Annotated in this window: 18 protein-coding genes; 5 read left to right on the top strand and 13 right to left on the bottom strand. The window is 73.0% G+C overall.

Annotated features, from left to right (window positions below; genetic code table 11):
* Positions 1-22: 22 nt before the first annotated feature.
* From QC385_RS01540 to QC385_RS01530, 3 genes are all read right to left on the bottom strand, one after another.
* Positions 23-2854 (bottom strand): beta-L-arabinofuranosidase domain-containing protein, encoded by a 2832-nt coding sequence (locus tag QC385_RS01540; protein WP_279539398.1) that lies wholly within the window; start codon positions 2852-2854, stop codon positions 23-25.
* Positions 2855-2974: 120 nt separating this feature from the next.
* Positions 2975-3670, bottom strand: coding sequence for an HAD family hydrolase (locus tag QC385_RS01535; RefSeq protein WP_279539397.1), 696 nt, complete (start codon positions 3668-3670; stop codon positions 2975-2977).
* 42 nt (positions 3671-3712) lie between these two features.
* Positions 3713-4189 (bottom strand): Lrp/AsnC family transcriptional regulator, encoded by a 477-nt coding sequence (locus QC385_RS01530; protein ID WP_086601434.1) that lies wholly within the window; start codon positions 4187-4189, stop codon positions 3713-3715.
* Between the two features lie 196 nt (positions 4190-4385).
* Between QC385_RS01530 and QC385_RS01525 the strand changes: the two genes are divergently transcribed.
* Positions 4386-5876, top strand: a complete 1491-nt coding sequence (locus tag QC385_RS01525) for an FUSC family protein (protein ID WP_279539753.1) — start codon at positions 4386-4388, stop codon at positions 5874-5876.
* A gap of 76 nt (positions 5877-5952) precedes the next feature.
* Here QC385_RS01525 and QC385_RS01520 read toward each other — a convergent pair whose 3' ends face one another.
* Positions 5953-6279: a hypothetical protein gene (locus QC385_RS01520; protein ID WP_279539396.1), complete on the bottom strand. Its 327-nt coding sequence runs from the start codon at positions 6277-6279 to the stop codon at positions 5953-5955.
* Positions 6280-6443: 164 nt separating this feature from the next.
* Here QC385_RS01520 and QC385_RS01515 point away from each other — a divergent pair, with 164 nt between their 5' ends.
* A complete protein-coding gene (locus QC385_RS01515; RefSeq protein WP_279539395.1) occupies positions 6444-7472 on the top strand; it encodes a lactonase family protein in 1029 nt (342 codons plus the stop codon).
* A gap of 81 nt (positions 7473-7553) precedes the next feature.
* Here QC385_RS01515 and QC385_RS01510 read toward each other — a convergent pair whose 3' ends face one another.
* The 4 genes from QC385_RS01510 to QC385_RS01495 form a co-directional block, all read right to left on the bottom strand.
* Positions 7554-8477 (bottom strand): sirohydrochlorin chelatase, encoded by a 924-nt coding sequence (locus QC385_RS01510; protein WP_279539394.1) that lies wholly within the window; start codon positions 8475-8477, stop codon positions 7554-7556.
* A 126-nt stretch (positions 8478-8603) separates the two neighbouring features.
* Positions 8604-9590, bottom strand: coding sequence for an N-acetylglucosamine kinase (locus tag QC385_RS01505; RefSeq protein WP_279539393.1), 987 nt, complete (start codon positions 9588-9590; stop codon positions 8604-8606).
* On the bottom strand, positions 9587-10264 hold the full coding sequence (locus QC385_RS01500; protein ID WP_031120513.1) for a uracil-DNA glycosylase: 678 nt from the start codon (positions 10262-10264) through the stop codon (positions 9587-9589). Before QC385_RS01500 ends, QC385_RS01505 begins: the two co-directional genes overlap by 4 nt.
* A gap of 111 nt (positions 10265-10375) precedes the next feature.
* Complete coding sequence (locus tag QC385_RS01495; RefSeq protein WP_336621261.1) at positions 10376-11473, bottom strand: WD40/YVTN/BNR-like repeat-containing protein; 1098 nt, start codon at positions 11471-11473, stop codon at positions 10376-10378.
* A 260-nt stretch (positions 11474-11733) separates the two neighbouring features.
* Here QC385_RS01495 and QC385_RS01490 point away from each other — a divergent pair, with 260 nt between their 5' ends.
* Positions 11734-12318, top strand: coding sequence for an Rv1733c family protein (locus QC385_RS01490; RefSeq protein ID WP_279539391.1), 585 nt, complete (start codon positions 11734-11736; stop codon positions 12316-12318).
* 707 nt (positions 12319-13025) lie between these two features.
* Here the strand turns inward: QC385_RS01490 and QC385_RS01485 are convergent.
* The gene (locus QC385_RS01485) at positions 13026-15089 is read right to left on the bottom strand and encodes a HEAT repeat domain-containing protein (RefSeq protein WP_279539390.1); all 2064 of its coding nucleotides are present in this window, start codon (positions 15087-15089) and stop codon (positions 13026-13028) included.
* A gap of 141 nt (positions 15090-15230) precedes the next feature.
* The gene (locus QC385_RS01480; RefSeq protein WP_279539389.1) at positions 15231-16898 is read right to left on the bottom strand and encodes an acyl-CoA dehydrogenase family protein; all 1668 of its coding nucleotides are present in this window, start codon (positions 16896-16898) and stop codon (positions 15231-15233) included.
* A 75-nt stretch (positions 16899-16973) separates the two neighbouring features.
* On the opposite strand from QC385_RS01480, the gene QC385_RS01475 reads away from it, so the two are divergent.
* Positions 16974-17732 carry a PaaX family transcriptional regulator C-terminal domain-containing protein gene (locus QC385_RS01475; RefSeq protein WP_279539388.1) on the top strand — a complete coding sequence of 253 codons (759 nt, stop codon included), beginning with the start codon at positions 16974-16976 and terminating at the stop codon, positions 17730-17732.
* Positions 17733-17823: 91 nt separating this feature from the next.
* Here the strand turns inward: QC385_RS01475 and QC385_RS01470 are convergent, their stop codons facing one another.
* On the bottom strand, positions 17824-18612 hold the full coding sequence (locus QC385_RS01470; RefSeq protein ID WP_279539387.1) for a pectate lyase: 789 nt from the start codon (positions 18610-18612) through the stop codon (positions 17824-17826).
* Between the two features lie 104 nt (positions 18613-18716).
* Complete coding sequence (locus tag QC385_RS01465) at positions 18717-19697, bottom strand: pectate lyase family protein (RefSeq protein WP_279539386.1); 981 nt, start codon at positions 19695-19697, stop codon at positions 18717-18719.
* Positions 19698-20367: 670 nt separating this feature from the next.
* Between QC385_RS01465 and QC385_RS01460 the strand changes: the two genes are divergently transcribed.
* Positions 20368-21687: an extracellular catalytic domain type 1 short-chain-length polyhydroxyalkanoate depolymerase gene (locus tag QC385_RS01460; protein ID WP_279539385.1), complete on the top strand. Its 1320-nt coding sequence runs from the start codon at positions 20368-20370 to the stop codon at positions 21685-21687.
* Between the two features lie 34 nt (positions 21688-21721).
* Here QC385_RS01460 and QC385_RS01455 read toward each other — a convergent pair whose 3' ends face one another.
* Complete coding sequence (locus tag QC385_RS01455) at positions 21722-22801, bottom strand: NADH:flavin oxidoreductase/NADH oxidase (RefSeq protein ID WP_279539384.1); 1080 nt, start codon at positions 22799-22801, stop codon at positions 21722-21724.
* Between the last annotated feature and the right edge of the window lie 104 nt (positions 22802-22905).

The raw sequence follows: 22905 nt of genomic DNA, 5'->3' as shown, positions 1-22905 counted from the left end.
CACCGGACCCGGTCGGAAAGGCTCACGGCTGGTACGAGGCCGCGCCCGCCGTGCTCACCACCTTGTCGCCGTCCGCCCTGCTCAGCAGCCCGGCCGTCACCCACGCGTCCACCGTGGACCGCACCCGGGCCACCAGCGCCCCCTTGTTCCGGAACGGCGCCCCCGCCCAGACCTCGTCCAGCAGTGTGGTGCCGTCCGGCTTCGCCGGGTTGGCGACGCCCGAGTCCCGGCCGCCGAAGACGACCTTCGGCTCCGAGCGTCGGAAGTAGGCGTGCGTCGGATCCTCCGTCCCCTCGGCGAACGGCGCCCACTCCCTCCCGTCCAGCGTGAAGTGCAGCGGCTTGCCCGGCACCGGTGTGAGGGAGTGCGACAGGTCACCGGACAGTCCGGCACGGCCGTACAGCCCGACCTTCAGGTACTCCGTCGCGGCGTCGCGGGCGACCAGGTTGACCGGGCCGTGGAACAGCATTTGCAGTGACGGGTCGTCGAGGGCCTTCTCCACCCGCGTCCGGAACGGCATGGCGATGCGGACGGTGTCACCGGCCCGCCAGGTCCGTGACACGTCGAAGTAGCTCCCGGGCTTGGGAGTCCCGGACGCCGCACGCCCGTTGACGGTCACCCGGAATCCGGCGCTCGCCCACGACGGCACCCGCAGCCGCAGCGTGAAGGCGGCACGACGGCCCCCGAAGGTCAGGGTGCTGCCCTGCTCCTGCGGATAGCGGGTGGTCTGCGTGACCGTGACACCCTTCTCCGCCCAGGTCAGTGTGGACGGGCTGTACAGATTGACGTACAGGGCGCTGCCGTCCGACCTCGCGAAGTACACCGAGTCCTGGTACTTCGTGGCGCTCTCCATGCCGGTGCCCTCGCAGCAGGTCGTACCCTGCTTGGGCGTGTAGTCCCGGACATGACCGGGCGTCAGCCCGATGAAGTACGTGACGAGCGGCTTCTCCGCGTCCGGCTTGTCCTGCTTCGAACCGAGCACCTGGTTGTACAGGGCCCGCTCGTAGTAGTCCATGTACTTCGGGTCCTGATCGTGGAAGAACAGGGTCCGGCTCAGCTTGAGCATGTTGTACGCGCAGCACGTCTCGGCGGTGGCCCCGCCGATGGTGCCCGCGATCACGTCCCGGGCCTTCCAGAACTCCCCGGTGCTGGTGCCGCCGATGCCGTACATGCGGTGCGGTACGACCATGTCCCAGAAGTTCTTCGCCGACGTGAGGTAGCGCTCCTCGCCCGTCTCGTCGTAGAGCCGCACGTATCCGGTGAAGATCGGGATGTGCTGGTTGGCGTGGAGCCCGTCGAGGACGTCGGTGTTCGCCGCGCAGGCGTCGATCAGCCGGTCGAGGTCGAACAGCTTGGCCAGCGCGAGGTGTTCGGTCTTGCCGGTGATCGTGTGCAGGTCGCAGATCGCCTCGACGATGCCGCCGAACTCGCCGCTGGAGAAGATCCCCCACATGCGCTGGAGCGTGGACTCCGGCAGCTTGGACAGCCGCGCGTACATCCAGTCGCACATGCCGGACGCGAGGTCGAGGGCGCGGTCGTCGTCCGTGGCGGTGTACGCGTCGAGCAGACCCCTGAGGATCTTGTGCGCGGTGTAGTACGGCGCCCACACCTTGGTGTAGTCGGGGGTCGTCCTCGACTCCAGTTCGATGAACTGCGTCTCCGGGTACGCCGCGAGGAACCCGGGGTGGCTGGGTCCGCCCCAGGTGCGGCGCAAGGTGGCGGTCAGTCCCCGGCCGGAGGCGTCCGCGAAGGTTCCGCCCGCCGTCTCGTCGAAGGCGTACGACGCCAGGTCGCCCCGGCCCGTCGAGGCGTCGGCGGCCCGGCGGCTCTGCAACTCGGTGATCTCGGTGGCGGTCAGCGCCCGCGAGAAGACGTTGAACTCCTCGAAGGCGCCCGCGAAGACCGGGTCGGCGGAGTAGTTCGAGCGGCCGAGCCAGTTGTTCTTCAGCGTGCCGAGGGCCGCGGGGTTGAGAGTCATCGCGGTGTTCCGCGCCACGGCGGTGCCGTTGACGTAGAGCGTGCCGGTGCCGCCCGCGATCGTGACGGCGAGGTGGCTCCACTGGTTCAGCGGCAGCGCGGCCGTGCCGTCGAGGGCCTGCTCGCCGCCGGGGCCCGACGTGGTGATGGCGAAGCGCGGCACTCCGGCCTGGTTGCGGGCGGCCAGATACAGGTAACGGGTGGTGTCGTCGCCGAAGTCGAAGACGCGGGCCCAGTCGGCGTCGTGCGTGGGCCGCACCCAGACGGAGAGCGTGATCGCCGAGGCCCCGCCGAGCACCGCCGCCGGCAGATCCACGTACTGGTAGGAGCCGCGCACCTGATCCGCGGCGGTCCCGAACCTGCCGGCGACGCTCAGTACCGCCGGGTCCCGCCGCAGCGCCGCGCGCACCTCGGTCAGCGCCCCGACCATGGTGCCGATCCGGTCGGCGAACACCCGCTCCTCCGTGCCGCGGTACGCCTGCGCCAGCATGGTCAGGAAGTGGCCGGTGTAGTGACCCCGCAGGTTGCCGTTGGCCTCGCCGTCCAGCCCCTCCCAGCCGCCGGGGGCGACCGCGCCGCCCGTGGCGAGACCGGCGTTGGCGCGGAACACCTGGAGCAGCCGGTTCACGTCGTAGCCGCGGGCGTGGTCCAGCATCAGCTGCCGCTTGTCGGCGAAGACGCCCCGGCCGAGGCTCACGTCCTCCAGGTCGAAGGGCCGTACGGTCCAGGCGGACGGGACGTCCATCGCTGCCGCCGCGGCGACCGCGGCCGCGGGAGCCGCCGTTGCCCGTCCGGCCGTCGTCTCGGAGAGCGCGGGCGCGGCAGCGGCGATCGCCGCTGCCTGAAGAAGGGTCCTTCTGGAGAGGGGCCGTGCCATGTGTGCTCCTCCAAGAGTCCACGGTACTCGGCGTGATCGATATATCGAACGCCGTGCGGATGGTCGACCAGACCCTAGGGAGGGGACGGGGGAGCGTCAACGGGGCGGGAGGGGTGAAGTTCAGGAAAGGCCGGCGGAGTTCAGGAGCCATTCGTACGCGGCTTGTGCCGTGAACTCCTCCTGCCCGCCCCGCAGCAGCAGACTGGCGGTGGCGAACTCCGGTGCGTCGGCCTGGGCGGCGACGTAGGGGAGGGCGATGCAGCGCATCCCCGCCGCGTGCGCGGCGGCGGCGCCCGGGGCGGCGTCCTCCAGCACCACGCAGGCCGCCGGGTCCGCGCCGAGCCGGCGGGCCGCCTCCAGGAAGACGTCGGGGGCCGGCTTGCCGTGCACGACCTCGTCAGCCGAGACGACCGTCCGCAGATGGGTGTCCAGGCCCGTGCCCGCCAAGACCGCCTCGATGGCCTCGGGCGAGGACCCCGAGGCCACGGCCATGGGTACGCCTTCGGCCGCCAGCAACTCGACGAACTTGCGCATTTCGGGGTACGCACGCGTGGAGCTGCGGGCCAGTTCCAGATAGCGGCGGTTCTTGGCGGTGAACAGCTCCTCCACGGAAGCCCGCAGGCCGTACCGCCCGATCCAGTCCGCGACCGTCTCGTGCGTGCTGATGCCGACGTACCGCTCGTGGTCCGTCCAGCCGAAGTCGGGGACGCCGTGCTCGGCGAGGGTCTGCCGGCCCGCCTCGTAGTAGTTCGGCTCGCTGTCCACGAGCGTTCCGTCGAGATCGAAGATGACCGATATGCCGCCGAGACTGCTCATGCTTCCAGCATGTCAAAGACCATGATCCCTGGACCGCCGGGGTCAGGCCCGGGCCGCGCGGCCGATCGACTCCACCAGCGGCAGCAGCCGGTGGGGGACGCGCTCGCGCAGGGCGATCTCGGTGCGGGTGCGGACGACCCCGGGCAGGCTGATCAGCTTCTGGACGACATCCTCCAGATGCGCGTTGTCCCGCGCCACGACCCGGGTGAGCAGGTCCCCGCCGCCCGTGATGGAGAACGCCTCGACGATCTCGGGCACCGCCGCCAGCGCGTCTCCCACCTCGTCGAGATGGCCCTGGGTGACCTCGATGTGCACGAACGCGAGCACCGGGTGCCCGAGCGCGGCAGGGGAGAGGGCCGGCGCCGTGCCGGTGATCACGCCGTCCCGCTCCAGGCGGTCGAGCCGGGCCTGCAACGTGCCCCGGGCGACGCCGAGGAGACGGGCGTACTCGCGCACGCTCGTGCGCGGCTGCTCCAGCAGCAGCCGCAGGATGCGGGTGTCGAGCTCGTCCACGGCCATGCCGCGCCCTCCTCGTCCGTTGGCCCTGCTCCGGCCGCTCTCCGGCCGCTCCGGCTGTACCAATGGCCCAGTCTAGAAGGAGCCTGTTGAGCCAGTGGCGTCCGGGATGCTGATATGGAGGCGTCGATGGCGCTGCGGACCCCGCGGCGCCTTTTTCATGCTTGCTCATCCGGCGTTCCGAAGGGGGCGGTAAGTGGTGCTGAAGAGGGTGTTCGTGGCTCCGGATCCGGGGCGGACGCGGTTGCGGTTCGCCACGCGTGCCGTGCTCGGCATCGCGCTCGCGGTCGCCGTGTGCGGCCTCGCCGGGCACTCCCTCACGGGGGCCGTCACCGGCGGTCTCGCCGCCCTGCTCGCCCTGTTCACCGTCACCGACGCCACCGTGCGCGGCCAGGCGGTCACCACGGCCCTGCTGCCCGCCGTCGGACTGCCCGTGCTCACCGCCGCGGCCGGACTGCACGACCACCCGGTCGCCCGCGATCTCACCTTCCTCGCCGTGGTCGGCGCGGGGGTGTACGCGCGCCGCTGGGGTCCGCGCGGGCACAGCCTCGGCGTGTTCGCGTTCATGACCTTCTTCGTGGCTCAGTTCCTGCACGCCACCACGGACCAGCTGCCCGAGCTCTACGCCGCGCTGCTGCTGTCCGTCCTCACCGCCGCCGTGGTGCGCTTCGGACTGTGGTGCTACGAGCGCAGCCTGCCGCCGGCCGTCGTGCCCGCCCCGCCGGGCGGTACCGGGCTGGCCCGCGTGACCACCCGCCAGGCGATCCAGGCCACCGCCGGCGCGGGGTTCGCCCTCGTCGTGGGCCAGCTGGTGTCCGGGCAGCGCTGGTACTGGGCCGTCGGCGCCACCTGGTGGATCTTCGTCAACACCACCTCGCGCGGCGAGACCCTGGTCCGCGGCTTCCGGCGACTCCTCGGCACGGTCATCGGCATCGCCCTCGGACTGGTCGTCGCCATGCCCGTGCACGGTGACCCGACCGCCACGGCCGTCCTCGCCGCCGCCTGCGTCTTCGGCATCTTCTACACGGCCGCCGTCTCCTACACCTGGATGATGCTCTGGGTGACCCTCCTCGCCGGGCTGCTCTACGGCCTGCTCGGCGTGCTCGGCCCCGGTCTGCTGGCCCTGCGGCTCGCCGAGACCGGCGTCGGAGCGCTCGGTGCCGCGCTGGCCGTGATCCTGCTACTGCCCGTCACCACCCACAGCGTCACCGACGCCTGGATCCAGCGGGCCCTGCGCTGTGTCCACGCCTGCACCGCCGAGACCGCCCGGCGCCTGGCGGGCGCGGCCGACGCCGATCCGGCCCCGCGGGTCGCGGAACTGGAGCAGCTGCTCGCCCGCGTACGGCTCTCGGTCGCGCCGCTGGTGCACCCGCTGAACCCGATGCTCGGCCGCAAGCGACGCGCCCGGCACGTGCTCGCCCTCCTCGACGACTGCGCCCGGGAGATCCGGGGCCTGGTGGCCGTCGCGGCGGACCCGGAGGCCTCTCACGACGCCCGCCTGGCCGCCGCCTGCCATCGCGTGCAGGCCGCGGTCGAGGCGCTCACCGACGGCGGAGACGTCTCGGTCCAGACGGACGACTCCGCCGCGACGGAACCCGCCCTGGCCCACCTGCACGGCCTGGAACGGGCCCTGGCGGAACTCGCCCGCCCCCTCCGCACGCCGTCGGGTTCACCGCTGGTCGACGCGTGAGCGCTGTACGGCGCTGAGGGGGCCCTCGTCGGGCCCGTTCGGCCGCTGCGTATCGTCGTGGGTTCGCCGCTTCGGCTTATCTGCGGCGCCCCGCGCCGTACCGCCCCGCGCCGTACCGCCCCGCGCCGTACCGCCCTGCGCCGTACCGCCCTGCGCCGTACCGCCCCGCCCTGCGCCGTACCGCCCCGCCCCGCGCCGTACCGCCCCGCCCCGCGCCGTACCGCCCCGCCCCGCGCCGTACCGCCCCGCGCCGTACCGCCCCGCCCCGCGCCGTACCGCCCCGCCCCGCGCCGTACCGCCCCGCGCCGTACCGCCCCGCCCCGCCCCGCGCCGCGCCGTACCGCCCCGCCCCGCCCCGCGCCGCGCCGTACCGCCCCGCGCCGTACCGCCCCGCGCCGCTCACCGCTTGCCCCGCCGTTTGCCGTTTGCCGTTCGCCGGGGCGCCGGGGCGCTGGGCGCGAGCCGGGCCCGGCGACGTCCTTGACCGTTTGGTCTAGACCGCGCATGATCGGCTGCGCGGGCGTTCCGGACGGTTGAGGACGCGTTCGGGGACGAGAGGGGACAGCGGTGGCGGACGGCGGCAGGCGGCGGGCGTACATCGGGTCGTTCACGGCGGCCGGCGGCCCCGGGATCGTGACGGCGGCCGTCGACGCCGACAGCGGCGCGCTGACCGCCCTGAGCGGCGTCGACGCCGTCCCCGACCCCGCCTACCTGGCACTGTCCCCCGACGCCCGCACGCTCTACGCGGTCAGTGAGACGGCCGAGGGTGCGGTGGCCGCCTACCGCGTGGACGGGGACAGGCCCGAGCCGGCCGGGCCGCCGGTGCCGGTCGGCGGGAGCGGGCCGACCCACCTCAGCCTGTTCGCCGGACACGTCCTGACCGCCAACTACGGCTCCGGCAGCGTCACCGCGATCCCCCTCCGCCCGGACGGCACCCTCGCCCGGTCCGCCGCAGGCGTGCTCCAGCACACCGGCTCGGGCCCGCACAGCCCGCGCCAGCAGGGTCCGCACGCCCACCAGGTGCAACCCGACCCGGGCGGCCGCTGGGCCGTCAGCGTCGACCTCGGAACCGACTCCGTGCGGGTCTGCACGCTGACGGACGGCGCCCTCGCCCTGCACAAGGAGACCGCCCTGCGGCCCGGCTCGGGCCCGCGCCACCTCGCCTTCCACCCGGAAGGGTCGTACGCGTACGTGGTGAACGAACTCACCCCCTCCGTCACCGTCTGCCGCTGGGACGGGGCCGAAGGCGTGCTGACACCGCTGACCGAGACCCGGGTCCTGCCCGGCGCACCGGCGGGCGACGCCTACCCCTCGGGCATCGTCACCTCGCCCGACGGCCGCTTCGTGTGGACCGCCACGCGCGGCGAAGACGTCCTGTCCGTGCTCGCCGTCGAGGGCGAGCGACTGCGGCTGATCGCCACGGTGCCCTGCGGCGGCCACTGGCCCCGCGCCCTCACGGCGTCCGACGGCTTCCTCTACGTCGCCAACGAACGCTCGGGCGACGTGACCTGGTTCGCCACCGACCCGCGCACGGGCATTCCGCGACGCGCCGGCTCGATCGGAGTGACGGCGGCGTCTTGCGTGATCCTCGGCTGACGGGGATACGGGGGGGCACCGCCCCGACGACGAAGGCCCGCCCCTGACCGGGGGCGGGCCTTCTCGGATGTACCGGGGACGTCAGCGAACCGGCGTGCCCTGAGCCTGCTGCGGCGCGATGCCCAGCGCCGTCGTGTACTTGGCCAGCGCCAGCTTCCCGATCGCCGGGTACGCCCCGAGCGACTCGGCGGCGGAGCACTCCGCCTCCTTCGCGGCCTCCTCGACCAGCCCCGGCTCGATCTCCGGGCCGATCAGATACGGCGCGAGGGCCAGCTGCTGCGAACCCGAGTTGCGCAGCTGCTCGGCGACGGACGCGATGGAGCCCTCCTGGTCCAGGGCCGCCGCCATCACCGGCACCGCGAGGCGCGCGGCGAGCAGCATGCCGGTGATCCCGGCCGCCTGCACGGCCTCGTCACCGCCCACGGAGGCCAGGATGATGCCGTCGGCGGCGGTGGCCACGGTGAACAGCCGGGCGCGGTCCGCACGGGCCAGGCCGGCCTCGGAGAGCCGCACGTGCAGCGCCTCGGCGAGCAGCGGGTGCGGACCGAGGACATCGGTCAGCTCGGCGGCGATCCGGCTCTCCATGACGGCCTGGCGGACCCGGCGCAGCAGCGCGCTGTCCGGGCCGGCGAGCAGCGGCACGACGACGGCGGCCGGCCCGTCGGGCTCCCTGACGTCCATACCGGCGGCACGCGCCTGCTCGAAGCGGGCGGTGCGCTCCTCGGCGGCGTACGTGAGCACGGCCTGGAGCGTGGGGAACTCCGCGTTGTCCCCGTCGAGGTACCCGATGCGGGCGTCGAGGCCGGGCAGCTCGGAGCGGGCGATGCTCACGACCTCTTCGGCGAGGCTGCGGGTGGCGCTACTGGGCGTGCCCGGCACGGCGAGGACGAGCGCGGGCGCGCCCTCGGGAGCCACCAGCGGCTCCGGGCGGCGGTGCCGTCCGGGCTGGCGGGGTCGCGGCATTCGTACTGGGAGGCCGGACTCGGGTCCAGTGGGGGAACTCATGGCGCCGCATGTTACTGGCTTCTTGGGCTCCCCTGTTCGGGGAGGGGTCAGGTGAGCGGTATCCGTCCGGTTTTGTCTGATGAGTGACGTGCGGATTGAATGACGTGCGGATGGTGCGTGATCGGATCAATCACCCGATCGGGTGGTCAAGCTCAACATGGTCTCGTCACCCGGCAGGGTGAGCGGACCGGCGCTCAGCTCGGCCGCCATGCGCACCGAGCCGTGCAGCGGATCGCCCTCGGCCGGCACCCGTCGCGCGTGCGGGAGCCGCTTCGCCAGTTCCTCGTCGAGGGGTGCGAGGAGCGGGTCGCCGATCTTGAACAGGCCGCCGGTGACGGCGACGCGCGACTCGCCGCCGACGGGGCACACGGCCGCCGCGGAGTCGGCCATGTGCCGGACGGCCGCACCCAGGATGCCCGCCGCCACGGGGTCCTCCTCCGCGCAGGCGGCCACCCGGGGCGCGAACGAGGCGAGGACGGCGGGCCGGTCCGGCCGTGGATACAGCGCGCCGGGCAGCCCGGCCACGGGCCCGAAGACGTCCTCGGCGCAGGCCAGCAGCCGGGCCGAGCCGCCTTCCCTGCCGTCATGGGCCCGCAGTGCGGCCTCCAGCCCGGCCCGCCCGATCCAGGCACCGCCGCCGCAGTCGCCGAGCAGATGGCCCCAGCCGTCCGCCCGACGCCAGCTCGTCAGGTCGGTGCCGATCGCGATCAGTCCCGTACCACCGGCGATCACGGCACCCGGCCGGGGCCCGAGAGCACCCACGTACGCGGTCACCGCGTCGGCGGCCAGCGCGACCCTCCGTACACCGAACTCCCGCGCCAGGGCATCCGGCAGTTCGGCGCGCAGCCCGGCACCGAGGGAGGCCAGCCCGGCCGCGCCGACGACGGCGGCGGTCAGTCGCACAGGACCGGCCTCGGCGGTCAGGGCACGCACCAGAGGCACGAGTCGCGCCATGAAGTGCTCCGGGTCGATGCCCCGGTCACCCGTGCGCACCGGCTCGTCGGACGCCCGCCGGGCGAGCGGTCCGCGCTCGGCGGTTCCCACCACCACCCGGAGTCCGGACCCGCCGGAGTCCACGGCGAGAAAGCCGGAGCCTTCCGACGCACCGGTCACGGCAGGCGCCAGTCCACCGGTTGGCCGCCCTGACGGATCAGCAGGTCGTTGGCCCGGCTGAACGGACGGGAGCCGAAGAAGCCCCGGTCCGCCGACATGGGGGACGGGTGGGCGGATTCCACGGAGGGCAGGTCGCCGAGCAGCGGGCGCAGATTGCGGGCGTCGCGGCCCCACAGGATGGACACCAAGGGCTTGCCGCGCGCCGCCAGGGCCCGGATCGCCTGCTCGGTGACCTCTTCCCAGCCCTTGCCCCGGTGGGCTCCGGGCTTGCGCGGGGCGGTGGTGAGCGCCCTGTTGAGCAGCAGCACGCCCTGCTGCGTCCACGGCGTGAGGTCACCGCTGGACGGCTGCGGCAGTCCCAGATCGGCGTTCAGCTCGCGGAAGATGTTGATGAGGCTGCCGGGCAGCGGCCGCACCTCGGGCGCGACCGAGAACGACAGCCCCACCGCGTGCCCCGGGGTCGGATACGGGTCCTGACCGACGATCAGGACCCGTACGTCGTCGAAGGGCTGCTGGAAGGCCCGCAACACGTTCGGCCCGGCCGGGAGGTAGGTGCGCCCCGCGGCGATCTCCGCGCGGAGGAAGTCCCCCATCGCGGCGACGCGTTCGGCCACCGGTTCCAGGGCCTTCGCCCAGCCCGCTTCGACGATTTCATGCAAGGGTCGTGGTGCCACGGGCGTCACCCTACTGCCGTACGGGCAGAGGCGATCAACCGGTGGCCAAGGGCCGCTCGTAAGCTCATCCCTCGCCTCGTACCCCCCTCATCCCCCCGCCTGGACCACGCCTCAGCCGACGACCGCGGCGCGCACGCACAGCACGTCCGGCAGATGCGCGGCGAGCTGCTGCCAGCTGTCGCCGTCGTCCGCCGAGGCGAACACCTCGCCGTTGCGGTTGCCGAAGTAGACGCCCGCCGGGTCCGCGTCGTCCGTGCACATCGCGTCGCGCAGCACTGTGCCGTAGTGGTCCTCCTGGGGCAGCCCCGCCGAGAGCGGCTCCCAGCTCTTGCCCGCGTCCGCCGTCCGGTAGACCCGGCACCGGCGGTCGGCCGGGACCCGGTCGGCGTCGGCGCTGATCGGGAACACGTACGCCGTGTCGCCTCTGTGCGGATGCGCGGCCGCCGCGAATCCGAACGTGGACGGCAGGCCCTCGCCGATGTCCGTCCAGTGCGCACCCGCGTCGTCGCTGCGGTAGACACCCCAGTGGTTCTGGAGGTAGAGCCGGTCCGGGTTCGCCGCGTCCCGCGTCACTTTGTGCACGCACTGCCCGAACTCCGGGTTCGGGTCGGGCAGGAACACCGCCGAGACTCCCGAGTTTGAGGGCGCCCAGCTCGCCCCGCCGTCCAGTGTGCGGAAGACACCGGCGGTTGATACGGCGACCGTCACCGCGTTGGGATCGCGTGCGTCGGTGAGCACGGTGTGCAGGCCCTCACCGCCACCGCCCGGCACCCACTTCGACCGCGTGGGGTGCTCCCACAGGGGGCGGACGAGCTCGAACGTCTCCCCGCGGTCCTCCGAGCGGTACAGCGCGGCCGGTTCCGTGCCCGCGTACACCACGTCCGGCTCGGCGGCGGCCGGGTGCAGCTGCCACACCCGCTCCAGGGAAGCCCCCGTGTCCTGGGGGAACTTGACGGCCGGCCGGGCCGGTTCCGTCCAGGTCCGGCCCAGGTCGTCGGAGTGGAACACGGACGGGCCCCAGTGCGCGCTGTCGCCGCCGGCCAGCAGCCGCGGGGTCGCGGTGCGGGTGTCGATGGCGACCGAGTACACGGCCTGCGCGTTGAAGTAGGGGCTCTCGTCGAACCTCCAGGCGCCACCGTCCCGCCGGCGCCCGATGAACAGGCCTTTGCGCGTGCCCACGGCGAGCAGTACCTCGGTCATGCCGATCACCTCCGCGGCGTCGTCGTCGACGCCCTCGTCTCAGACACGGGCCAGTCTGCACCCCACCACTGACAGTCACCCCCGGAGCGGGCTCCGACGCAGGTCAGGGCCGTGTCGGTGCCGCGTACGGGCGTCCGGCGCCCTGCCCGCGAGGACGCTGCCACAGCCCGTGGCGCCCCCTCGTGGGTACGTGCAGTGAGCATCCAGCGGCCCTCTTCCGTATGGGGAGGGCGGCGGGATGGTCATGCGCTCGTGAGGAGGAACCCTCGATGGCGTTACGTGGTCCGAAGGTGTGGCTGTGGCGCTGGCGGCGCAATCCGCTCAAGCGGCGCGCCGACAGGGTGGAGGCCTGGGTCGTGCTGGGCGTGTGGATGCTCACGGTGTTCGTCGGGGTCCTCACCGGCCTGACGGTGAGCCGTTCCGTCGAGGACGGGCTGGCCCGCGAGCGCGTCGAATGGCGCCCCCTCGTGGCCCGGCTCGCCGAGCGGGCTCCCGGGACGGCCTCCGAGAACGGCGACGTCTCCCGTGCCCAGCAGGTCTGGGCCGAGGCACGGTGGACCGCCGCGGACGGTTCTCCGCACTCCGGCCAGGTGCGGGTCCTGGCGGGCAGCCAGGCCGGTTCGCCGATCACCGTGTGGACGGACCGCGAGGGCCGCCAGGTGACCCGCCCCGTCACCGAGTCCCAGGCCCGCGTACGCGCCTCGCTGATCGGCGGCCTGGCGGGCGTCTGCGCGGCGCTCGCACCACTCGCCGCCGGCCGCGCGGTACGCCGTCGCCTGGAGCGCCGCCGCATGGACCAGTGGGACGCCGAGTGGTCCCGCTTCGGCCCGATGTGGGGGCGCACGACGGGGTGACAGGAGGGGCTGGTCCCGGTCCGGTGGAAGGGTTGGTCGTGGTCCGGCCGGGGGCGGCGGGGCGCAGTCCGCCCCTGGTCGGGTTGGTCGTGGTCTGGCGGGGCGCAGTCCCCCTGGGCAGGGTGCTCGCAGTCCGGCGGGGCGGGGCGGGGCGGTCCAAGTTCGCCGGGGGCGGCTGGTCCCCGTCCGATGGGCGCGGGTGGTCGCGGTCCGATGGGGTGGCTTTCGGCGGGGCGGCTGGTCACGGTCCGATGTGGCGGGCGGTCCCAGTCTGGCCGGAGCGGCCGGTTCCGGCCCGGCGGAGCGGGGCGGTCCGCATCAGCAGTTCGTCGGGGGCGGCTGGTCGCAGTCCGGCGTGGCAGGGGTGCCCGCCGAGAGCCACCGGTCCCCGTCCGATGGGCGCGGCCGGTCGCGGTGCGACGGGGTGGGATGGTCCCGGTTTGGCGGGCGCGGCCGGTCGCAGTCCGGCGGGGCAGGGCGGCCCAGGCCCGACGGGGACGGCCGGTCGCAGTCATGCGGGACGGGGTGGTCCAAGCCCGCCGAGGGCGGCTGGTCCCCGTCCGGCGGGGCGCGGCAGGTCCCGCCCGACAGGGCAGGCCGGTTCCACCCGGCAAGGCAGGCCGGTTCCGCCCGGCAAGGCAGGCCGGTCGTGCCCGACAAGGCAGCCGTCCCGCCCGCGCGGGGGCGGACCCGGTCCATCCCGCGTCCTACCCGCCACCCTCCCGGCTCAGCGCCCCCCGGCACACCCGCAACAACCGCTCGTCCTCATGGATGCCGTGGCTGTCGCAGCCGCCGGAGCCGGCGCGATGCCGTCGTGGGGACGTGAGCTCCGCTCGCAGCAGGTCGTGCAGGGGCGCTCCCGTGGGGCCCAGCGCTGCCACGCACCCGGCGATCGTCGTGCGGGTGCGCGGGTGCTCCGTCCATGCGGCGCGGAGGACGGGAAGGACGTGTTCCTGTTCCGGCTCCCCGGTGATCCGCCACACCGCGCAGGCCGCCGCGGCCCGTTCCGACGCTTCACCGGAGCCGGTCATCCGGCGTAGCGCGGGCAGGGCCGTACGGGCCGCCGGTCCCAGTCGTCCGAGTAAGCCGGCGGCCGACGCCGGCCGGTACCGGCCCCTCCCGCTGTCCGTCAGCCTGCGGAGCAGCACGGGCACGACGGCATCCGCCTCACCCGTGACCGACCACAGCGCGTCCCCGGCCGCGATGGCGCAGTCGGTCTCCAGCAGTCGGCGCAGATCCGGTATCGCCTCGTGCGCGGCGCTGACCACCGCCCCCAGGGCACGGACCGCCGACTCCGTGACGGCGTCGCGCAGCCGCAGCCCGTCCGGCATGCCACGCAGCAGGCGCAGCACCGACGGCACGGACTCGGCGTCGCCCAGTGCCGTGAGTGCCGACAGGAGGGGCACGGCCCGCTCATGCGTGTCGGGGCCGTCGAGCGGAACGCGGGCGAGGTGTCGCCGCAGGGCGGGGGCGAGCGGCGCGGCAGCGTGGCCCAGATGAGAGATCACCAGCCCAAGGTCGGGCGGTACGACCGGGCCCGCCAGCACCTCGGCCAGAACCGGCGTGGCCCGCGCGTCACCGGCCCTGGCCAGCGCCTTGAGCGGGCCACCCAGCGTCGGCGCCCCCCGCTCCCCGTGGCGTACGCGAAGCTCGGGACGGCAGGTCACCAGGGCGTGCAGATGGTCCGCGGCAGGCAGGGCCAGTTCGAAGAGCTCCACCAGGACGGCGACCGCCGCGTCGTGCAACCGGCCTTCCCCGGCGCCCAGTTGGGCACCTATGAGGGTGACCGGCTCCACCACGTCGGTACGCCACTCGCGGAACAGGCCGGCCGACATCCACACGGCATTGCACCGGTCGAGCGCATCCGGACTGGTCAACTGGCCGCACAGCAGGGCGACCCGGTCGGCCACCCGGCCGTCGAGCGCGGAGTGCAGGGTCCGCAGCAGCCGGGAGCCCTCCTCGTCCGAGGGACGCAGGCGCCGCAGCCGCCCGGCGAGCGTGTCCGCACCGGGACCGTCCTGCGCGGGTCTCTCGCAACCGCGCTGTGCGGACCTGTCCCGGAGCAGCCGGACCACCGTGGGTACGAGATCCGCGGGAAGCAACTCCGGGGCGCACTGCGCCAGCTGGCCGAGCGCTGCCAGGCGCAGCCCCGGTCCGTAAGGCGGCCCGCTCAGCGCCGTCAGCAGGCCCACCGCCTCCGCCGCGTGGCAGTCACCGGCCGACAGGTGCCGCCGTGCGAACAGGCCGAGGCTCTCGGCCAGGGCGAGCAGGACCCGGTCGTCCCGCTCCACGGTGATCCGCTCCCGTAACAGGGCGAGCACACGAGCCGGCCGGTCGAGGAACCGCACGAGGGCCGCAGGAGCCGCCCCGCGCACTCCGGCGTCCGCGTCCCCGGCCAGCAGTACGAAGACATCGGCACCCGCGCGCACCGCGGCACAGGCCTTCGCGGCGAGATCGCCGGACCCACCCCCGTCCTCGCCGGACCCACCCCCACCCTCGGACCCACCGATGCTGACAAGGAGCTCCACCACCCCCGCCCGGTCCCGCACCTCCTCGCGGGCGGCGAGCACGAGGAGAAACGGAACACAGGCGAGTGTCGAGTCGTACACGCCTCCCTGGTGGTGCACGGCGCCGTACATCCGGTCGAGCGCGGTCTCCCGCTCGGCCCGGTCGGCGGAGGCCAGTCCCCGGAGCAGTCCGGGCACATCCTCCGCGCTGCCGTAGGCATGCCGCAGCGAGGCCCAGTCGACCTCGTCGATCCCCCTGAACACGTTGTCCTCCCCAGGCGAAGTGCCAACTGACGGGGAGTCTGCACCACGGCACTGACAACGAAGCGGAATCGGGAGGTGACTGTCCGCGAACCGTGTGCCCGTTGGCCGACAGTGGCTCGGTCGCCGCCGGGGGAGGGCCGCTCAGCTACCGCCGGGCAGCGCGCGGTCCACGATCGCGTCGAGGTCCGCACCCTCCGGCAGCGTCCCGAACGCGTACCCCCAGTCGCCCCCGAGCCGGGTCGCGCAGAACGCGTCGGCGACCGCCGGCGGGGCGTACCGGACGAGGAGGGAGGCCTGGAGCGTCAGAGCCATCTCCTCCACGAGACGGCGGGCCGTCGTCTGCGACGCCCCGGACAGCCGGTTCCCGAGCCGCGCCACGGCCGCGTCCAGCCGCGCGTCCGCCCCCTGGGCGCGGGCGAACTCGCCGAACAGGGCCTCGACCGTGCCCGGTTCGCGGCTCAGCGCCCGCAGCACGTCGAGGGCGTTGACGTTCCCCGAGCCCTCCCAGATCGACAGCAGGGGAGCCTCGCGGTAGTGCCGGGGCATGCCCGAGTCCTCCACGTAGCCGTTGCCGCCGAGACACTCCAGCGCCTCCGCGGTGAAGGCCGGACCCCGCTTGGTCACCCAGTACTTGCCGACGGCGGTGGCGATGCGGCGGAACGCGGTCTCCTGGGCGTCGCCGCGGATCGCCCGGTCCGCCGCCCCGGCCAGCCGCAAGGTGAGTGTCGTGGCGGCCTCGGACTCGAGCGCGAGATCGGCCAGAACGTTGCGCATCAGCGGCTGGTCCACCAGCCGTGCGCCGAACGCGCTGCGGTGCCGCGCGTGGTGCCCGGCCTCGACGAGCGACTTGCGCATCAGCGCGGCCGACATCATCACGCAGTCCAGCCGCGTGCAGTTGACCATCTCGATGATGGTCTTGACGCCCTGTCCCTCGGGGCCGACCAGCCAGGCGACGGTCCCGTCGAACTCGGGCTCGGAGGAGGCGTTGGAGCGGTTGCCCAGCTTGTCCTTCAGCCGCTGGATGCGGAAGGTGTTGCGGGTGCCGTCGGGCAGCACGCGCGGCACCAGGAAGCAGGACAGTCCGCCCGGGGCCTGCGCCAGCACCAGGAACACGTCGCACATCGGCGCAGACGTGAACCACTTGTGCCCGCGCAGGGTGTACACCCCGGATTCCGACGTGGGGGTGGCCGTCGTGGTGTTCGTCCGGACGTCGGATCCGCCCTGCTTCTCGGTCATCCCCATGCCTGCCAGCAGCCCGCGCTTCTCCGTCGGCACCCGCAGCCCGGGCTCGTACTCCCGGCTCGTCAGCAGCGGCTCGTAGACCTTCGCCAGCTCCGGCTGCCTGCGCAGCGCGGGGACCGCCGCGTAGGTCATCGACGTCGGGCAGCCGTGCCCGGCTTCCGTGTGGCCCCACACCAGTCCGCCCGCGGACCGCGCGACGTGGGCGCCCGCACGGTCGTCCGCCCAGGGCGACGCGGCCAGGCCCTCCGCGATCGCGGTGCGCATCAGGTGGTGCCAGCTCGGGTGGAACTCGACCTCGTCGACGCGGTTGCCGTACCGGTCGTGCGTCCGCAGCTCCGGCTCGTGGCGATGGGCCAGGTCGGCCCACTCCTGCGCCTGGACGCTGCCGGCCTGCCTGCCGAGCCGCCGCAGGTCCTCCTCCGCCCACCCGGCGCCCTCCCGCCGCAGCCCCTCCAGCAGAGCCGTGTCCTCGGAGGCGTCGTACGGGGCGAGCGGCGGGGCCTGGTTCGTGACGTCGTGCGTGGCGGGTCCGCCGGACGCCCGCTGTTCGTCGAGTGTCGAGACCATGCGTCGAGTGTTGCACTCCTCCTGCGGCCGCAGCAATCCTGCAACACGGAAATCCGCCGCGTACAGTACGTGACCATGCCGATGAACGTCCCGGCGCGGCCCGGCGCGCTCGATCTGCGGCCGCTGTCCGCGCGGTCGGTCGTGCTGAGCCTGCTCCTCGGAACGCATCCCCCCGAACTGCCGGTCCGGGAGCTCGTGCGGCTCGTGGAGGGCTTCGGCGTCGGCGGCTCCACACTGCGGGCGGCGCTGAGCCGGATGGTGGCCGCCGGCGATCTGCGGCGTACGGACACCGGCTACCGCCTCAGCGACCGGCTGCTGGATCGCCAGCGCCGCCAGGACGACGCCGTGCACCCGCGCACGCGCGCGTGGGACGGCGACTGGGAGATGGTGGTGATCACCGCGACGGGACGCGGCCCCGCCGAACGCGCCGACCTGCGGGCCCGGCTGGCGGCCCTCCGGCTCGCCGAACTCCGCGAGGGCGTCTGGCTCCGCCCCGCCAACCTGGCCCGCGCCCTCCCCGGCGACCTGGACCGGGTGGCCCAGCACTACACGGCCCGCCCCGACCGGCCCGCCCGCGACCTGGTCCGGAGCCTGTGGCCGCTGGACGCCTGGTCCGCCACGGCCCGCGCGCTGCTCGACCACATCGCCCGGACACCCGGCCCGGCCGACCGCCTGACCGCCTTCGCCGCCGTCGTGCGGCACCTGCTCGCGGACCCCGTCCTGCCGCCCGGTCTCCTGCCGGCCCACTGGCCGGGAGCCGGGCTGCGCGCCGCCTACACCGACTACCAGCGGGAGCTGATCGGCGAGGTACGGGCGCGCGTGCGGGGCGTATGACGCGCACGGCCGTGCGAAGCGCCCGCCAGGACGCTTCGCACGGCCGTCTTCACCGTGGGGGGACTGTCTGTCCGAGGAACTGCCCCAGGGACTACCTGTAGGTGATGTCCGAGGTGGAGTAGAGGCAGTTCTTGCTGTCGGGCCCCGTCCCCACGGCGGTGTTGTTGTTGTACTTCTGGCAGGGGACGACCTTCCGGCCGGCGTCGTTGCGGATCGTGATGCCGCGCAGCGTCGCCACGTCGTTGCGGTTGACGTTGATGCCGACGAGCCGGGCGGTGGAGCCGGTGCCGGTCACGTCGATGGTGTTGAGGTTGACCTTGCGGGTGTACTGCGTGGAGCAGTCGCCGCAGGAGCGGTAGAGCGTCTTGAACTCCTGCACCGCGAAGTTGGAGATGTTGAGGGTGCCGCCGCCGTTGTGCTGGAAGACCTTGTCCGCCGCCTTCTTCGCGCCGCCGCCGATCACGTGGTACGTGGCACCGGTGCCGCCGCGGAAGGTGGCGGCGTCCTCGCCGACGTCCTCCCACCAGACGTTCTGGAGCGTGCAGCTGCCCTGGCAGTGGATGCCGTCGGCCGCGGGGGCGCCGAGGATGACGTTCTTCAGCACCGCGCCGTCGGCGAGCTTGAAGATCGGGTCCTGGCCCTCCTCCTGGCCGTCACCGGCCAGGGCTCCGGTGCCGTAGAACCGCTTCATCCCGTAGTCCTTGGTACCGGACACGGAGATGGTGGAGGAGGTCCCCTGGCTGCCGTTGGGGGCCGGCCAGGTGGCGGCGCTCGCCGTCGGCGCATTGGTGGTCATGATCATGCCAACCGACAGGCCGAGGGTGGCCAGCGCGCCGGTCAGCGCGCGCCTGCGGGCGCGCGGACGTGTCGCAGAAGTCATGTCCCGATTCCTTCTGTCGTCTGAGCGGATGAGGGGTCCGAGCGGATGAGGGGTCCGAGCGGACGGGGTGTCCGGGCGGACGGGGTGTCCGGGCGGACGGGGTGTCAGAGCTTTCCGGCGCCCGCACCCGACGTCACCGAGGCGACGACGGACGAGGCCGGCTCCGCCGTGTAGGCGTACGGCGGGCTGGTGAAGGTGCCGACCCGCGAGATCTCGGTGGCGGCTCCACCGAGGTCGTTTCCGCGCAGGTTGGCGTATCCGTCGACGTCGCTGCTGCGGTTCGTGGTGACCGCGACCTTCGTCGAGCGGAAGACGTTGTTCTCGACCAGCATCTGGGCGCCCATGCGCGAGTGGCAGGCGGTGTCGGCGCCCTCCACGTAGTTGTTGTAGAAGTGCCCGGTGCCGAAGCGCAGGCTGGGTATGCGCGAGTACACGTTGGCGAAGTGGTTGTGGTGATACGTCACCTTCAGCCGGCCGGTGTCCTCGCTCGCGTTGTTGTCGCTGTGACCGACGAGCGAGCCCTTGAAGTGGTTCTTGAAGGTGTTCCAGGACACCGTGACGTTCTCCGCGCCGTGGTTGACGTCCAGCAGACCGTCGTAGTGGTCCTTGTCGTGATCGCGGTCGGCCGAGAAGGAGTTGTGGTCGATCCAGACCTTGCTGGACGCCTCGACGGTGATGCCGTCGGCCGGCGCCACCGGCTTGCTGATGTTGAGATTGCGGATGACGACGTTCGAGACCTTCTTCAGCCGGAGTCCGCCGCCGGTGAACCCGGACGCCGAACCCACGCCCAGGACGGTCGTGTTGGATCCGACGTCGACCTGACCGCTCAGCGAGATCAGGCCGTTGACCCGGACGACCTTGGCCGAGTTGCCGGTCACGGCCGACTTGAAGGCGCTCAGGGTGGAGACGGTGACCGCCGAGGCGCTGCCACCGCCGGTCGTCCCCGCGCCGAACCCGACCGGAGAGGTCTCGGCGGCCCCGGCCGGCTGGGGAACGGCCAGGACCGTCACGGTCGCCAGTGCGGACGCGGCGGCGAGCGCCAGGGTGGATCTGCGGACATGTGTGCGTGGGGGTTGAGTACGCATGTGGGGTGCGTCCCTTCGTGGTGCCTTCATGGTGCCAGGTCGGTCATGTACATGAATGACGTTCGCCATGTTGTTCACCGCGCGCGCTGCGTGCGACTGAATCGGAGACCTTGCCATGCCCCAGGGGTGCACGTCCCTGAGCCCGGCAGGCTCCGGCGGGCGCCTTGGCGGAGGCGCTACCGGGTCACACTGCTGAACGGAACGTAGGGGGCAAGCGCTTTCTAGTCAACGCCTCGCACAGAACACATTCGGTCGGACCTGGTCGGAGCCGCCGACGCCGGGGAAGTGGCGTGGGAGCGCTTCCATGGCGGCCATGTCCATGTCACCATGCGGATCGGACGCTTCCCTTGAGGAGAGGGCGGGTCGATGAGGACTCCGCGCATGCGTACGTTCGCCTGCGGACTCGTGTTCATGCTGCCGACCGCCGGTGTCCTGGCCCCGGCGCCGGCGCCGCCGGGCGCCGGAGCCTCGGGACGGACCCGGTCTCCAGCGGCGAGTACCACCGGCTGCCCTGGGGGCCGGCCCTGCTGACCCGCACGAACTCCACCTGCTGAACCGCCGTACGACGTCCTGCGAGTCGCGCCTCACCACCGAAGGGCGCCTCACAACCGAAGGGACCCCGGACGTGCCTGCCACCCCCCACCCCACGACGAGGAGACCGCTGCGGTCGATGCCCGCCGCACTCCTCGCCACGCTCCTCGCCGCGCTGCTGCCGTTGCTCGCGGCCACGGTGCTCACCGCGCCCGCGGCCGCCGCCCGTGAGAACGCCCGTGATTCCGCCGGTGATTCAGCCCGAGAGAAGGCCGTGCCCGCCGCGACCCTCACCGAGGTCACCGGCTTCGGCACGAACCCCAGCAACCTGCGGATGTACCTGTACGTGCCGGAGAGCGTCACGCCGAACCCGGCGGTCGTGGTCGCCGTGCACTGGTGCACCGGCTCGGGCCCGGACATGTACAACGGCACCGAGTACGACACTCTGGCCGACCGGTACGGGTTCATCGTGCTGTACCCGTCCGTCACGCGCAGCAGCAAGTGCTTCGACGTCTCCTCGCCCCAGGCGCTGCGCCGCGGCGGCGGCAGCGACCCGGTCGGCATCAAGTCGATGATCGACTGGGTGACCCGCACCTACGACGCCGACACCGGCCGGGTGTTCGCCACCGGCATCTCCTCCGGCGCGATGATGACGAACGTCCTGCTCGGGGACTACCCCGACGTGTTCGCGGCGGGCGCCGCCTTCTCCGGCGTGCCATTCGCCTGCTTCGCCACCACCGACGGTTCCGAGTGGAACAGCAACTGCTCGGGCGGCACGGTCACCCACACCCCGAAGGAGTGGGGTGACCTCGTCCGGAACGCGTACCCGGGCTACAGCGGACCCCGCCCGCGGATGCAGATCTGGCACGGCACCGAGGACGACGTCCTGCGCTACCCCAACTTCGGCGAGCAGATAAAACAGTGGACGAACGTGCAGGGCGTGAGCCAGACACCGGCCGCCACCGACACACCCCAGTCCGGCTGGACCCGCACCCGCTACGGCGGCACGGGTGACCAGGCGCCCGTGGAGGCGATCAGCCTCCAGGGCGTCGGCCACAACCTGTACGCCCACGGAATGGCATCCCGCGTGCTCACTTTCTTCGGTCTCGACAAGTCGGGCCCGGCTCCCCAGCCCCAGCCCGGCGCCTGCAAGGTGACGGCCGCGGTGAACGCCTGGAGCACCGGCCTGACCGCCTCCGTGACCATCACCAACACCGGCACGACGACGGTCAACGGCTGGAAGCTCGGCTTCACGCTCCCGGCTGGGCAGACGGTCACGGGCGGCTGGGGCGCCACGTACACGCCCTCCTCCGGGTCGGTGACCGCGGCCGACGTGTCCTACAACGGCACCATCGCGCCGGGCGCGAGCGTGAGCATCGGCTACCAGGCCGCTCACGGCGGCAACAGCGCCGCCCCGGCCGCGTTCACGCTCAACGGGACGGCGTGCGCGACCGGTTGAGGTTGACCGCTTGCCTCCCGGCTCGGGTGCCGGCTCAGACCGACCGGTGGTACTGGTCCGGCACCCGCACCTCACCGCCGAGCTCCCGCGCCGCGAGCCGGGCCCACGAGGGGTTGCGCAGCAACTCGCGGCCCAGCAGGACCGCGTCGGCCTCGCCGTTGGCGAGGATCTTCTCGGCCTGCTCGACCTCGGTGATCAGCCCCACCGCGGCGACCGGCAGCGTGGTCTCCTGCTTCACCCGGGCGGCGAAGGGTACTTGGTAGCCGGGGCCGGTGGGGATGCGCACGCCGGAGGCGTTGCCACCGGAGGAGACGTCCAGCAGGTCGACTCCGTGGGCCCGCAGGTCGGCGGCGAAGCGGACGGTGTCGTCCGCGGTCCAGCCGCCCTCGTCGAGCCATTCGGTCGCCGAGACGCGGAAGAACAGCGGCTTGTCCTGCGGCCACACCTCCCGTACGGCGTCGACGACTTCGAGTGCGAAGCGGGTGCGGTTCTCGTAGGAGCCGCCGTAGGCGTCGGTGCGGTGGTTGGAGTGCGGGGAGAGGAACTCGTTGATCAGGTAGCCGTGGGCGCCGTGGATCTCGGCGATCTCGAAACCGGCGGCGAGCGCGCGACGGGCCGCGGCCGCGAACTGCCCGACGATGTCCTTGATCTGATCGATGGTCAGCTCGGCCGGGACCGGGTGACGGTCGTCGAAGGCGAGCGGGCTCGGCGCCACGGAGTCCCACCCGTGGGCGTCCGGGCCGACCGGGGCGCCGCCCTTCCAAGGGCGGTCGGTCGAGGCCTTGCGGCCGGCATGGGCAAGCTGGATCGCAGGCACCGTGCCCTGTGAGGCGAGGAAGCGGGTGATGCGGCGGAACGCCTCGACCTGGGTGTCGTTCCAGATGCCGAGGTCGTACGGCGAGATGCGGCCCTCCGGGGACACCGCGGTGGCCTCGACGATGATCAGGCCCGTGCCGCCGGTGGCGCGGGCGGCGTAGTGCGCGAAGTGCCAGTCGTTGGGGGCGCCGGTCTCCGGGCCCTCCGGCGCGGCCGAGTACTGGCACATCGGGGGCATCCACACGCGGTTCGGGATCGTCACATCGCGCAGGGTGTAGGGCTCGAAGAGCACGGTCACGGCGGACTCCATTCGTCACGGGGCCGATGTCGACTCGTACGATAGGCATCGTAGTACGGTGGATGTCAAACTACGAGGACTCTCGTACTATGGGATCCCCGAAG

This window comes from Streptomyces sp. DH10 (genome assembly GCF_029813805.1).
GTDB lineage: Bacteria > Actinomycetota > Actinomycetes > Streptomycetales > Streptomycetaceae > Streptomyces > Streptomyces coeruleofuscus.
This window is presented reverse-complemented; position numbering and strand designations above follow the sequence as displayed.

Coding starts and splice junctions, on each gene's coding strand:
- QC385_RS01540 (WP_279539398.1), bottom strand. CDS start 2,854: ATGGCACGGCCCCTCTCCAGAAGGACCCTTCTTCAGGCAGCGGCGATC.
- QC385_RS01535 (WP_279539397.1), bottom strand. CDS start 3,670: ATGAGCAGTCTCGGCGGCATATCGGTCATCTTCGATCTCGACGGAACG.
- QC385_RS01530 (WP_086601434.1), bottom strand. CDS start 4,189: ATGGCCGTGGACGAGCTCGACACCCGCATCCTGCGGCTGCTGCTGGAG.
- QC385_RS01510 (WP_279539394.1), bottom strand. CDS start 8,477: ATGAGTTCCCCCACTGGACCCGAGTCCGGCCTCCCAGTACGAATGCCG.
- QC385_RS01490 (WP_279539391.1), top strand. CDS start 11,734: ATGGCGTTACGTGGTCCGAAGGTGTGGCTGTGGCGCTGGCGGCGCAAT.
- QC385_RS01480 (WP_279539389.1), bottom strand. CDS start 16,898: ATGGTCTCGACACTCGACGAACAGCGGGCGTCCGGCGGACCCGCCACG.
- QC385_RS01475 (WP_279539388.1), top strand. CDS start 16,974: ATGCCGATGAACGTCCCGGCGCGGCCCGGCGCGCTCGATCTGCGGCCG.
- QC385_RS01470 (WP_279539387.1), bottom strand. CDS start 18,612: ATGACTTCTGCGACACGTCCGCGCGCCCGCAGGCGCGCGCTGACCGGC.
- QC385_RS01465 (WP_279539386.1), bottom strand. CDS start 19,697: ATGCGTACTCAACCCCCACGCACACATGTCCGCAGATCCACCCTGGCG.
- QC385_RS01460 (WP_279539385.1), top strand. CDS start 20,368: ATGCCCGCCGCACTCCTCGCCACGCTCCTCGCCGCGCTGCTGCCGTTG.